10 protein-coding genes and 4 pseudogenes are annotated in these 12,460 nt (G+C 67.6%); 7 read left to right on the forward strand and 7 right to left on the reverse strand.

The genetic code is table 11. From position 1 onward, the window contains the following. Positions 1-104: 104 nt before the first annotated feature. A pseudogene (locus tag AB0G17_RS02055) lies at positions 105-209 on the reverse strand (Lsr2 family protein); the annotation flags it as partial. Positions 210-284: 75 nt separating this feature from the next. Next, positions 285-860 (reverse strand): annotated as a pseudogene (locus AB0G17_RS02060) (DUF6461 domain-containing protein); the annotation flags it as partial. Between the two features lie 521 nt (positions 861-1,381). Between AB0G17_RS02060 and AB0G17_RS02065 the strand changes: the two are divergent. After that, the gene (locus tag AB0G17_RS02065) at positions 1,382-2,446 is read left to right on the forward strand and encodes a hypothetical protein (protein ID WP_361374500.1); all 1,065 of its coding nucleotides are present in this window, start codon (positions 1,382-1,384) and stop codon (positions 2,444-2,446) included. 583 nt (positions 2,447-3,029) lie between these two features. Then, complete coding sequence (locus tag AB0G17_RS02070; protein WP_361374502.1) at positions 3,030-3,713, forward strand: DUF4328 domain-containing protein; 684 nt, start codon at positions 3,030-3,032, stop codon at positions 3,711-3,713. A gap of 372 nt (positions 3,714-4,085) precedes the next feature. On the opposite strand, the gene AB0G17_RS02075 is transcribed toward AB0G17_RS02070, so the two are convergent. Then, positions 4,086-4,865: a PQQ-binding-like beta-propeller repeat protein gene (locus tag AB0G17_RS02075; RefSeq protein WP_361374583.1), complete on the reverse strand. Its 780-nt coding sequence runs from the start codon at positions 4,863-4,865 to the stop codon at positions 4,086-4,088. Between AB0G17_RS02075 and AB0G17_RS02080 the strand changes: the two are divergent. The 3 genes and pseudogenes from AB0G17_RS02080 to AB0G17_RS02090 form a co-directional block, all read left to right on the forward strand. Beyond that, positions 4,818-5,186 (forward strand): annotated as a pseudogene (locus AB0G17_RS02080) (transposase); the annotation flags it as partial. The gene AB0G17_RS02075 and the pseudogene AB0G17_RS02080 overlap by 48 nt on opposite strands. A 42-nt stretch (positions 5,187-5,228) precedes the next feature. After that, positions 5,229-5,477: a hypothetical protein gene (locus AB0G17_RS02085; protein WP_361374504.1), complete on the forward strand. Its 249-nt coding sequence runs from the start codon at positions 5,229-5,231 to the stop codon at positions 5,475-5,477. Positions 5,478-5,653: 176 nt separating this feature from the next. Further along, the gene (locus AB0G17_RS02090) at positions 5,654-6,376 is read left to right on the forward strand and encodes a dienelactone hydrolase family protein (protein ID WP_361374506.1); all 723 of its coding nucleotides are present in this window, start codon (positions 5,654-5,656) and stop codon (positions 6,374-6,376) included. A gap of 78 nt (positions 6,377-6,454) precedes the next feature. Here the strand turns inward: AB0G17_RS02090 and AB0G17_RS02095 are convergent, their stop codons facing one another. The 4 genes from AB0G17_RS02095 to AB0G17_RS02110 all read right to left on the reverse strand — a co-directional run bounded on the left by AB0G17_RS02095 (position 6,455) and on the right by AB0G17_RS02110 (position 9,358). After that, positions 6,455-6,649, reverse strand: coding sequence for a hypothetical protein (locus AB0G17_RS02095; protein ID WP_361374508.1), 195 nt, complete (start codon positions 6,647-6,649; stop codon positions 6,455-6,457). Between the two features lie 763 nt (positions 6,650-7,412). Further along, a complete protein-coding gene (locus AB0G17_RS02100) occupies positions 7,413-7,643 on the reverse strand; it encodes a hypothetical protein (RefSeq protein ID WP_361374510.1) in 231 nt (76 codons plus the stop codon). 3 nt (positions 7,644-7,646) lie between these two features. Further along, the gene (locus AB0G17_RS02105) at positions 7,647-8,984 is read right to left on the reverse strand and encodes a hypothetical protein (RefSeq protein ID WP_361374512.1); all 1,338 of its coding nucleotides are present in this window, start codon (positions 8,982-8,984) and stop codon (positions 7,647-7,649) included. Beyond that, positions 8,981-9,358: a hypothetical protein gene (locus tag AB0G17_RS02110; RefSeq protein ID WP_361374514.1), complete on the reverse strand. Its 378-nt coding sequence runs from the start codon at positions 9,356-9,358 to the stop codon at positions 8,981-8,983. The genes AB0G17_RS02105 and AB0G17_RS02110 overlap by 4 nt, the downstream gene beginning before the upstream one ends. A 773-nt stretch (positions 9,359-10,131) precedes the next feature. Here AB0G17_RS02110 and AB0G17_RS02115 point away from each other — a divergent pair. Continuing rightward, positions 10,132-11,337, forward strand: coding sequence for a DUF4241 domain-containing protein (locus tag AB0G17_RS02115; RefSeq protein ID WP_361374516.1), 1,206 nt, complete (start codon positions 10,132-10,134; stop codon positions 11,335-11,337). Between the two features lie 38 nt (positions 11,338-11,375). Continuing rightward, positions 11,376-12,040 (forward strand): annotated as a pseudogene (locus AB0G17_RS02120) (DNA polymerase III subunit alpha); the annotation flags it as partial. Positions 12,041-12,460: the final 420 nt, after the last annotated feature.

The raw sequence follows: 12,460 nt of genomic DNA on the forward strand, positions 1-12,460 counted from the left end.
AAGCCCGCACACCCGCGCGCCCTCGTCACAAAGGCGGCCGGACGGCCTGCCACCGGAAGGATATTCAGCTCCATGACAGCAGCGCCCAGCGACGCGGTCGAGCCTCAGTTGCCAGTCGCTCGGTGGTAGGCCTCACGGATGTCGGCCGGGACCCGCTTGGGGCCAATCCTGTCTACTGTGTAGCCCTGGGCTTGGGCCCAGCTGCGGATGGTGTCCAGGTCGGGGTCCGCCTGGGTGTTCATGCGCGGGGTCCCCCGGACTGCATAGGCGGGCAGGCGGGCTTCATTGAGGTAGGCAGGGGAGAGGGAGAGGGTGAAGTGTGCCTCTACCACGGCGAGGCTGCGCCGATAGGTGATCTTGTAGTGCTCGTCCTCCGGTGCGCAGTGCATATACCCGTCGGGCGCGAGCACCCCTGCTGCGACGAGCTCGGCCAGCAGCAGATCCGGCTCCGCACCCCAGCGGTGCCGCTCTTCCTTGAGTCCGAAACCGCACACGTACCGGCCATCGCGAGCGTAGTGGAAGGTGGCTGGTGGACGTTCACTCATCGGGAGGTAATGGGTGACTTCCACGCCGTTACGGGAGATCTCCGTGAGCCGGTCGCTGCCGGTGGAGTCGCCGTACTCCAAGGCGAACGACCAGCCAGCGCATGCCCCGACCCGCACCACGCCGTCGCCGTCCCCGTCCGGCCGGTATCCGATCATGCCGAGTTCATTGACCTCGGCGTCGGTGATCGGTTCGCTCGCCGCATCCGCAGCACCGTCCATCCGCACCGCCAGCTCCCGCGGGGAGATCCCGCGCGCGAACACCACACTGGACATCCAGTCGTCCAGGTCGACCAGCCACTGAATACCGTCCTCCATGACGACACCGCCCCCTGCCCGCTCAGCAACCTGTTGCTTCCAGCCTCGACCCTAACCACGCCCATTGACAGGCCAGTTGGTTCAAGGCGGTGCCCCTCCCAGCAAAGCAACCGTCACCCCCGGCGGCGAAGGCGTGCTTCCGGCCAGCTGGCGCCCGGCCAGGGGGCAGATCCCGCGCAGTCAGGGCCTGGAGACATTCGTGGAGGCGCCTGTTGGCCAAACCGAAAGACGGGTTTGCCCCTGGGAGTTGGCGGGAGCCCTCCGGCTTGTTCTTCTCAGGGAGTTGGTGGAGAAAACGAGAGGATGTGGGCGGGCACGGCCGTTATCGTCAGAGCACGTCGATCTCCGGCAGTGACATCTGGAGGTCGCCGCGCCCGGGTACGAGGGCCCACCGGCGCGGGCTGCGTGCCGTGGAGAGCGAGGCCCGCCGTGCACATCCGATCGGGGAAGTCCGCGTCGAGTAGCCGCGGCGGCCTTGCCGTTCGGGAGTCTTGTCAGTGCCGGGCCGCATACTGGCGCCCATGCAGATCACGGAGCACACACTCAAGCGGGCCTGGCACCAGATAGCTGCGGGCTCTGACCTGCTCGACGACGCGATGCTCCCGCCCATCGCCACCTCACCCGGCCCGTACGCACAGCGCGCCGGTGACCGAAGCGGGCTCTTCCTCGTCCTGGAGGAAGACGGCACGGTGCGCGGCTGCCACGGCTACCGGGAGTTATTCGCTACCCGGGACCTCGACCAGGTGCTGTACATGGTCGCCGAGGAAGCGGTCGCTCAGCTCGCCGAGCACATCGTGGCCCGCTCCCCGGGGCGCGGGCCGGCCACCAACCTCCTCACCGGGCAGGCGCAGATGCTGGAGCAGATCAACCCCGCCTGGGCCAGGAGATTTAGCAGCGGCGGTCTGGATGGCACGCCCCCGGCACAGCCATGCGGACGCGACCCTCTGGAGCGCTTCGCCTGGATCGCCGGTTCCTGGCGCAACCAGGACCCCTACACCCACCTTGCCTTCTTTCGCGGCGAGGGCATCAGTGCCGAGCAGATCGCCCTGCTCCACGGCGCCGATCCCGAGCAGACCGGCGCCGGGATCTGCCTGTCGGACCTGCGCGGGATGGACGGCGACGGCCGCGACTCCTGGGAAGCCGACTGGCAGACCTTCTGCTACGGGCAGTCAGGCGACTGGGTGTTCCTGATGTACCACGAGATGCCGCCCGGTGTCCGGGGCGACAGTGAGGCACTGTCCCGGCTCGGAGTCACCGAGACCGTGCACCTGAGCGCCACCGCCGCGAAGGCCATCTACACCCTCGACTACACACGCGACGGCCGTCGCCTCGACGACGACTGGGGGGTCCTGGAACTGATCTGGTACCGGCGGGGCCGTGCCCCCTACTACCGGGGCGGCGAGCTCGACTTCCTCAACCAGGCCATCCGCCGCGCCGAAATGGACCACCCCGAGCTGGTCGGCGAGTTCGAACTGTACTTCCACGCACTGGATGACGCACTCGGGCTGCACCTGCCCCAACAGGACATCCAGGAAGGCACCGTCCGGGCCGCGCAGTGGGCACGCGGGACCTCGGGCCAAGGCTGAGAGCCAAGACCAGGGCTGCCCCCGTCGAGATCCGCCCCCACGAGTCAGCAGCCCAAGTGGTGTTCCGGGCAGGTGCAGTACCGGCTTCCAAGGCAGCGCCACCGCCGGGCCCTCCGCATCGCTCACGACCGCTGCGGGGGCCCCTATCTCCTTCGTCAAGCTCAAAGAGGATGGCGCCATGGTGGACGTGGGACAGGGGCTGGACTGGATGGGGCGCTCGGCGGCGCATTACTGCGCCGTGCAGGGAGATGTCGCCGGCTTGCGGGAGGCGCTGGCGGGCGCGGAGGATCCGGGCCTGGCAGACAAAGCGGGGATGACGCGGTTGCATTTCGCCGCGCAGTCTCAGAGCCCGCCCGCCGCGTGGTCTGGCCGGCCTGATCGGCAATTACGACGTGGCCGTTCACGTTCCTGGACTCACTCCCTTCGCATTCTGCCGCCCGGGATCGGCTCCCGCCGCCAGCAGCACCCGGAGCGTTGCGGATCACCGCGATAGTTGAACACTGCGTCGAAGAGGGCCGTGTTGCCGTTACGGTCGCCCACATCCCCCGTTGCGCCAACTGCCAGGAGCAGCTCGGCTGCCACGTTGCCTCAGCCTGTCGTTCCACCGGTCCCCGGCACGGTCCTGCGTAATCCGCGCGGGCTCGCCACCGCCGTCACCGCACTGCTCGGTGTGGTTGCCGCCTTGGACCTGTTCGCCCTATACACAGGCGTCGTCATGCACCGCCTGACCGGCGACCTGCTCAGCCACAGCAGCGACGAGATCGAGCGGGCCGACGACCTGTACGAGATGACCGGGAGTGTCCAGCTGGCCGCTATGGGCGTCACGGCCGTCGTCTTCATCATCTGGTTCCACCGCGTTCGCTCGAACGCCGACGCCTTCGCGCAGGACGTGTGCACCCGGACACGGGGCTGGGCCGTGGGCGGATGGTTCGTCCCGATCGGGAACCTGTGGATCCCCTACACGATCGCCCGCGAGGTATGGACAGCCAGCGCCCAGACCGCGCCTGACGGGTCGTGGCGCGAGGCCTCGGAGCGGCCCATCACCACGTGGTGGTGGACATGGGTCTCCGCCCTGCTGATCTACCGCTTCGGCACCACCATGCAAGAGCACGCCGACACCCCGGACACCCTCCAGCGCGCCACCGACGACATCCTGGTCGCCGACGCGCTCAACCTCGCGGCCGCGGTCCTCGCCATCGTCTTCGTACGGAAGCTGACCGCCATGCAGCACACCAAGGCGACCTTGGGGCCCATCGCCGCCGTCTGACCACTCTTCGTCCCGGCCCCGCTGCCCCGGGAGACGATGTGCAGGGCCCGCAGCAGGCCCGGCCCGGAGGCCTGTTCGGCCTGAACCTCGTAGCCGAGCCGGCGCAGCGATCCCACGCCGCCCGGGCCGGCGGAGTTCGGCGAGGCGCCCCTTGGCCAACAGCCCGGTCTCGGGCGGGGAGAGAAACAGGGGGAAGCGTGACCGGGGCGCGACTGCGGATCTTCACCGACTCTTGCGGCCGTATGGACATCGACGAGCCCCCTTTTTTTGTATGACGTAGGCTCCCAAGACCACAACCAGGTCTTGGGAGCCGACGTCATACAAGGGCTGGAATTCACCGACAGCGTCCGGTCGGGGACAGGGCAGTGGCGATCATTTGACGGGGAGGGCGATGAGTGCCTTTTGGCGCTTGTCCTGGTCGCTGTCCGCCAGTTCGGTGGTCGGGCCGCTGGACAGGTAGAGGGTGTCTTGGTTGAGGAGGGGCAGGGGGGCCGGGCCGATCCGCGGGCCCTGGGGGTTGGCGGGGTACTGGTGGACCACGGTCTGCTTGCCGGTGGCCGGGTCGAACCGGACCAAGGCGGAGGGGTCGTAGACGTTGCCGGAGGAGTAAGCCAGCACGTCGGGGGTGTCGGAGGCGACGATGGTGAACGCCTTGACCAGGCCGGTGGACTGCTGTTCCCACAGACGCTTACCCGTCGACAGCGACCAGGCGACGATCTTGTCGTTGTCGTCGGCGTGCGCCGTCGTCGGGGTGGCCGCCATGTAGAGGGTGTTGCCCTTGACCAGGGCCCCGGGAGAGGGGGTGCTGCCGTCGTCGGCAGCCAGGCGCGGGCGCTCCTCGTCGCCGGACGCGAGGGTGGCACGGACCTTGCCACCGGCGTCGAGGACCGTCATACGCAGACGCTGGTCGCTGCCGCCGACGCTCACGACCACCGGGTCGGGCGATACCACCGTGCTGTTCTCGCGGCCGAGGTCATTGCCGAGCCGGTACGTCCACCGAGTCGTGCCGGTGGCGGGGTCGACCGCGGCGAGATCGTAGGGGGCGAAGAGCTCGGACGGGGTGGCAGCGCTGGACCGGCGCCCACGGCGGTGTCGGCCGCCGCGGAGGCGGCCGACCGGTGGACGTGGCTGGTGATCGCTGCCTATGCCCAGCTCCTGCTCGCCCGGCCACTGGCCATCGACCTCCGGCGCCCCTGGGAGAAGCCGACCGAGCCGAACAGGCTTACACCCGCCCGTGTCCGCAGGGGGTTCAGGAACCTGTGCACGAAGACCGGCTCTCCGGCCGGTGCACCGAAACCGTCTCGTCCCGGGCCCGGCCGGCCACACGGTTCGAAGAACCGCCGCCCAGCCACCCGTCATGACGTGGGCAAAGTCCTCGCGACCGGCGAGGCGCACATCCGACCCGCCCACCACAAGAAGGGCACCAAACCCCGTCGCACAAGCGGCACTGACACCGTTGGCAGCGCCCCGTAGTCTGCTCTGACCAGAACGGCGTGCTCTTGGCGGGGGACTCTTATGACACGCGGCGGTAGGTCCGGCACGGATATCGGCGGCGGCCACATAGGACTGGTCATCACGATCATTGCCCTGGTCGTCATTGCCAGTTTCTACGGCCCTGGCTGGAATCTGATCGTCGCGGGGTGCTTCACCGCCTGGTTCATCCTCGCGCTGACCGTCATCCGTGTCAGGGGCGGACGCGGCGGAGAAGCCGTTCGACGCGCTTACGTCGCCACTTTCGGCTGGGGCGACCACGTCACCCCTTGATGGGGTTAAACGACAAGGTGAGTGCCTGTGCCAGATCCGTCGGTCTGTGACGTTCTGTGAGATCGGGATGTCATGGGGGGAGTTGACACAGTCCTCGTGCGGTCGCGACGGACCACCTTCTGCCGATGGTGAAACACCGGCCCGACCTGGCTGGATGGCCACTACGGTCCAGCCTCATGACGATCACAACACGTACGGTCGAATACCCGGCCGATGCTCTAGCGATGGTCGGACACCTCGCGCTCCCTGCCGGTGATGAGCGTCGGCCCGCAGTCCTGATCGGGCCTGAGGGAATGGGTCTCAGCGACGTCGAGCGCCGCCGGGCCGATGCCCTGGCTGAGCTGGGATACGTGGCGCTGGCCTTTGACCTCCACGGCGGGCGCTATTTGCACAACCCCGAGGAGATGCTGGCCCGCTGCATGCCGCTGCTCGCAGACCCCGACCGGATGCGGGGCATTGGCCATGCTGCACTCGAGGTGCTGCGCGCCGAATCACGGACCGACCCCGACCGGGTCGCCGCAATCGGCTACGGCACCGGGGGCGCGATTGTGCTGGAACTCGGGCGCGATGGGGTCGACTTGCGCGCGATTGGTACGGTCAACGCACTGACCACGGGCCGACCGGGCGAGGCGGCACGCATTCGCTGCCCGGTGTGGGCTGGGGTGGGATCGGAAGACCCGATCATGCCGCCCGCGCAACGGGAAGCGTTCACCGCCGAGATGCGGGACGCGGGTGTCGACTGGCGTTGCGTGGTCTACGGCGGGGCCCTGCACGCCTTCCACCACCCACCGGTCAACCACACCACACCCCCGGGCGTCGGCTACCACCCACGACACGCACAGCGAGCCTGGCGCGACATCGTCGATCTGCTCGCCGAATGCCTGCCCGTAACGGAGTGATCAGATCGGCTTCTGGCGCTTAGAGGGGGCGGTCGGTGCGATCCCGCCGACCGGACCTCCACTTCACACCGTTGTCGTTCACGTAGCGGATCGCGTCGACCACGTTGCGTCTCGAGTCGGGCTGGATCGGCTGCAACTTGAATGCCTGTGCCACGTCGGTGACGTCTCCTCGCCTGTGGAGATCATTTTGCAGTCGATCTCGTAGACCTGCCTTTTCTGGAAGGCATCCGAGAGCAGCTCGTCGTCGGTGAGCACGTCCGTATACAGGATCACGTGTTTGTTCCTCTCGTCGTTCGGCCTGGGGCCCGGACCGTCGCGGAGGGCGCGGTGACGTCCACCCGGCCCTGCACCCAAGATCGTTCACATATCTCGGGGCCTGACTGTGGCGTCTTGGTGATCGGCCCATTTTCGGCCCGAAGGCGCAGCCTCGCTTGGACGAGCTGGACGAGCTGGACGAGGACCTTCCGGCCCGCTGTGAGCGCGCTGTCGCCGAGGACCGGCAGGGTGAGACCGTGTGGGGCCCGCCGCCTGTGGGTCGGGTGCGATCCGGCCATACCGGGAGGGAACGCCGCCTCCAGCGATTCGCCGAACCAGCGTTCCCTCATTGCCCGGCTCGACCGACCGGGTAGTGGCACGGCAACGGGAGGGAATGCGATGCGTACTGCAAGAGCCCTGTGCGTAACGGCTGTTGGCCTCTGTGAAGTCGCTGCACTGGCCTTCGGCACGCTCACCTCCGCGACGGCGTACGCCCTGGACAGCCCCGCCCCGGCTGCCTGGTACGTACGGTGGACGGGGCACCGCGCGGGGGCGAGGCCCCGATCGAGTGGGGCAAGACGCAGGACACCACGCGGTACTCCTTCACCTACAAGGCGGGCGAGGCCAGGGCTGCCGCTCCGGCCGGACCGGCGGTGGCGAGCTGTTCGGTGTACATCTGCGACGTCTCCTTCCACGGTGCCAGTGCAGGCTCCTGGTTCCAGTGGGAGACCTCGCAGGTGTGCAGCGGCTCCTACGGCTCGCAGGTACATAAACGTCAAGCTCAGGAGTTGACGGTCAACCGCTCCGGTGCCTTCCCCTCCCGGCTCCACGCTATGGCGATCTTCCTCGCTACAGCCCGGTAAACGACGTTTTCGATACCGTCTTCAGGGTGGAGCCTTTCATTGATCTTGTCGAAGATCACGAAACGTTCCGCGTCGATTCCGTTCGAAAACGAGTAGCGCACTTCCTGCTCGCTCTCGCCGACTTTCTTGATTTCGGAGAAGATTGCCATCGTTCACTCCCAAGGGGCGTTGTAGTCCTCGCGTCCGGGGGGCGTGATCTCACTCGCCTCCCAGTTGGCAACCTTGTTTGCCGCCGCATGAGCTTCTGAGTACGGAGCTCCAGGATGATCGACATAATACTGGTGCTCGGCGAGTTCGTGCTCGAACAGCAGGAGGTCGGAGTCGGTGTGGCGGCCGGCCCTGAGGCGCACCCACGCCTCCGCCATGTCGGGGTTGGGATCGTAACGGGCGTGGATGATCTCGCCGTCATAGGACGTCAACGGATGAGTGTCTTCGAAGATGTGCCGCTTGACCGCGGCAATCTCATCCCGTGAAAAACCTTCACCGCCGTTTATGCGCGGGGCGTTCTGCAAGGATCCCGCCAGTGCGTCGACGTCATCCGCCGAGCGGAAGGACTCGTAGGCATCAGTGGCCCATGTCTCCGTGCGGTCGTAAGCGCGCACCGAGCCGTCATCACGCGGGCGGAGCGACCCTCCTGATTGATGGAGGTCATAGCCTGGTGGCAATTCCCCCGGCAAAGGATCTCTCCCACCCGGGAGCGGAGCGCGGACACCGCCCCACTCGGGACCATAGGCAAGGTCGGCGAGAGTGAGGCGCGGGCCGGTCCCGGACAGGAGGTTGCCCCATCCTCCCGCCTCGCCCGCAACGCGCGCAGTGGCTCCGCCGGCCCCGAACAACCCGCCGTACAGCATCCCGTCGGTGGCCGCATTGCTGGCTTCGTCGAGGCTGAATCCGTCTTGCAGGCCAGAGGCAATCTTGAGGGGTTGGGCGACGGCGAGGTCGACAGCCACGGACTCGATACCCGCGATGGCCGCAGTGGCAAAAGCGGCACCCGCGATGGCGGCGACCTCCGTCGTGAGGGCCACCCCCACGGTTGCGGCCAGCTCGACGATCGCGGCCGTGGCTGTCGCGGCGGCGGCTTCTGTCGCGCCCAGCGTGAAGAAGGCCAGGGCAGTGCCTGCGACGATCACGGCGCCGGCGATCTCCAGCTCGTGGTCGAGCTTCTTCTTTGCGCCCGCGACGGCATCGGCGTACTGGTCGATCCCCTTCGCCAGGTCGCGGGGACCATCGACGAGGTCCTGGAGCCAGCCCTTCTTGTCGTGGTAATAGCGGCGCCAGAAAGGGTCGTTGAACGCCGAGATCGCCTCGCCGCTGTTGTGGTGGATCAGCGCCTGAGCGGCCTTGTCGGCGGCCGCGGCGACGTCCTCCATGTCATCTGCGAACTTCCGCCAGGCGTTGGCAATGTTGCGGAGCTTGCCCACGTCACCGGCGGGCCACTCGATGCCGGTGACGTCGGTGACGATCTCCCGGACCTTGTCGCCAGCACTCACTGCCCCTGCCCCCGGCCGTGGTCCCCGGCCTCTTGGCGCTCGTGCGGCTTCGGGACGGCCCTGCGGAACATGGAGCCGACCAGGGCGTCGTTGTCGATGTGCCCGTCCGCCATGTCGGACATGGCCAGATGAATGCTGGCCAGGCCATCCTTGATGATCCCGGCGGCCTGCTCGATACGGGTCACGAGCGGGCCGTACTTGTCGTGGAACTTCTTGCCGGGGTCGTCATCGCCCCATGCCGCGCCCGCTGTGGCCAACGACGCCCGGAGCGTGCTCAGAGCCCGCTCCACCGCCACGCTCTGCTCGTGGAACGTCGGCGCTGTCGCCTTGAGATCGGCAGTCTTGATGTCAAGGACCTTGCCGTCGTCACTCACCGTTTCCCCCTCAGTTTCGGCAGCTGTCACCCTAACCGTCGAGTGCTGTTCGCGACTGCGAGCACCTAAAAGATCAAGCAAAGTTATGGAACCTCGCCGCCGTTGAACTGTCGATGGGTGCGACGGGGTGACCGTTGCGGCAACGAGTCGCGTGTGGATCCGTGCTGAGGCGGCGTCAGGGGCCTGGCCGCTTCCTCGGGCTGTGAGAATGAGGGCTGCTTCAGCGTCCCTACGCGATGCCCGGAGGATGGGGGACGCCTGGAGTGCGGAGAGCCAACCACCTGCCCAGGCTCCTGGTTCGGTTTGCAGGGCGACCCGTACCTCGACAAGAGCGAGATCCTCGTCCGCATCACCCAGGGCACGGCGGCAGTACGAGTCTCATCGACCAACAACGGTCAGCCGGCGGACGCAGGCTGATGGGCAACCGGCGAGTGGATGGGCGCCGCCACCACGCGCGCGTGCCCCGCCACCCGCGACGTCGAGCCGCTGGCTGCTGAGGATGGAGGCGCGGCACCCGGCGTCGAAGGCCTCCGGCTCGTCCGGAGGGGGGAGCAGCGAGTCGATGACCATGAAGCGGGCGGTGCGTACGTGTCGACGTACGACAGGACGTTGTCGGTCCCCAGGTTGCCGGCCTCCCACAGTCCTGTGTGTCACACCTCAGTGGCAGACTGGCGGCACAACGAAGCTCCGGAAGGGCAGAGCGATGCGGCAGGGTCACCCGTCGAGCGCCACTCCTCGGGGGCTGCTGGTGTCACGGGGGGAGATGCGAGGCTGTGATCTTCGACAGTCTTGATGTGTCGTACGGCAACATGTGGGGTTCCCAGCAGGCAACGAGCCATCCGGACCCGATGTCGCGCGCGGTCGCGGCACGCAGACATGCTGCCGGGATGGATTACGCGGTTCTGCTGTCCGCGCGGGAGCGACCGCTGGCACTCGTCGAATACTGGCCGCGCCGGATGTGGCGTGTGTATCTGTTCGACGACAGGTCCTGGCGCATGCAAATGATCGACCTCAAGCCGCACAGCACGGGGATGTTGTTGGCTCACGGGAACACCCGATGGCAGTTTGCCAACGAGCAGGATCACTCGTCCTGGAAGTGGGATGTTCAGGAGACCACGACTGTCTCAGCCGACGGGCAGGTCGAGGTGAGGTCCGAGTTCGCCGGGCCGAGGGGAACGCCGACGGAGCCACTGCACGCTCGAACATCCGGCCCGTCGAGCGTCTCCGTGCGGCGGTTCCCGGCGGCCGTCGAAAGCTTCCTCTGCCCGGTACCGGAATTCGGCGACTGGCAGGTGTTCGTGCCGTTCCTCGCCCAGCAGGGACACGAGCCCGCCACGACCGTAGTCCTGAACGACGTGTCGGTGGACGAAGGATCGGGACCTCTGCGCGCCACCGGAATCGAGCAACTGTTCAGTCCGGGCGCCTGCGACACTCCGGATGGGCCGGCCGTCGTCGAGCTCGTTGACGCCGGCCTGCTGCGGATCACGTCAGGGCAGCTGGCGGTCTCGGACCCCGGCTGGATCGGAGAGACCCCGCGGACCGTGGCTGTGTCACCGGGCGAGTTCCCGGTCACGCTGTCGCTCTTGCGCACGACACGCGGGGACGGTGTCGCTGCGGCCAGGGTGACGTTCCTGGACACCCCGCCCCGCGACTGGGAAATGGCTCTCCGGCCCGACGAGGACCTGGGGCTGCTCGGCGAGGGCCAGTTCTACGGGGTCGGCGTGGATACCGGCACAGCGGCCTTCATGGATGCGACTCGGACGGTGATCGAAGACCAGCTGGACGAGGACCTGTTCGTACCCCTCGACAGCCAATTCACCGTCGAACTGCCCAGCATCGAGCCCGAGCCGAACCTCATCGCCTTCCGTGCCGGCCGGGGCGACGGGGCCTACCCCGTCTGGATCGGCCGCACCGATGACGGACAGGTCGGTTGCGTCGTCGTCGACTTCCAGCTCCATTCCGCCGACGGGGGAGAGTGAGTCGCCACGGCCAACCCGCTCGATCATCACCTGCTGATGGCGCGGAGCGCGTCGCAGTGGCCGGCATGTCCGAGACCTGCCGCGCCCGCCACGCCCTGCGCGATACGGGGCTCGCCCTGGGCATCGCCCCGCACGAGATGGACCGGGTCGCGAAGTCGTTCCCGCACATCCGCGCCTGCGACATCCGCTCCGCCTTTACGGAGCTGCCGGAGCTGAAGCAGCTGGCCGGCGAAGCGAGCCGGTGCGGGCCTCTCTTCGAGCTCGCGGAGGGCCTGGACGCGCTGCCGCGTGGGATGGTGATGCATCCGTGCGGCGTCATCCTCACCTGCTGGAGCGGCTGCCGGTGCAGCCCACCCCGGGCGGCGCCTACCCAACGGTGCAGGCGGCCAAGCAGGACGTGGAACTCGACGGCGGCTTCGGGTTCGGCCTGGTCAAGCTCGACGTGCTAGGGGTGCGCATGCAGTCGGCGATGGCGCACGCCGTCACCGAGATCGAACAGGCCACGGGCAAGCACATCGACCTCGACGACCCGACGCAGGTGCCGCTGGACGATTACTTCGCCTTCAAAATCATCCAGGACGCCCGCACCATCGGCCTGTTCCAGCTGGAATCAAGCGGCCAGCAGGACTTGCTCGCCAGGCTGCGGCCGCGCGACGTCCGGGACGTCGTCGCCGACATCTCCCTGTTCCGGCCGGGCCCGGTGTTGTTCCCGCACTGACTGTGTCCCTCGCAGGTCATGTCCCATAGGCGCGAGGTGGTGCGTCTTGAGATGTCGGTCTGCTGCTGCGGGGTGTGTCCCGTGAATCTCGCGAAGGATTCACTCGCAGGGGTGTGGGCTGGGAGGGCTTGTCGGCATACACGGGCAAGTACCCAGGCGGGTACACGTGAACGTGCGGTCGGGCGGGTGAAGGCAGCCGGGCGGCAGGGTCAACAAATTGGGGTGACAGGTATCGACCTGGAGGGCATGATCGATCAGTTGTTCCGTCATGTCTGACTTCGGGGGTACGCCACGTCCATCCACCGCGAACGAGCCCGGTCGCTGCCTTGGACTGCCGCCGACCCCAGCCGGAACGCTTTCGCCTGGGACGACGATGAGGCGGCACGGCTGACGGCGCTTGTCGTC

Source organism: Streptomyces sp. NPDC023838 (assembly GCF_040639555.1).
GTDB lineage: Bacteria > Actinomycetota > Actinomycetes > Streptomycetales > Streptomycetaceae > Streptomyces.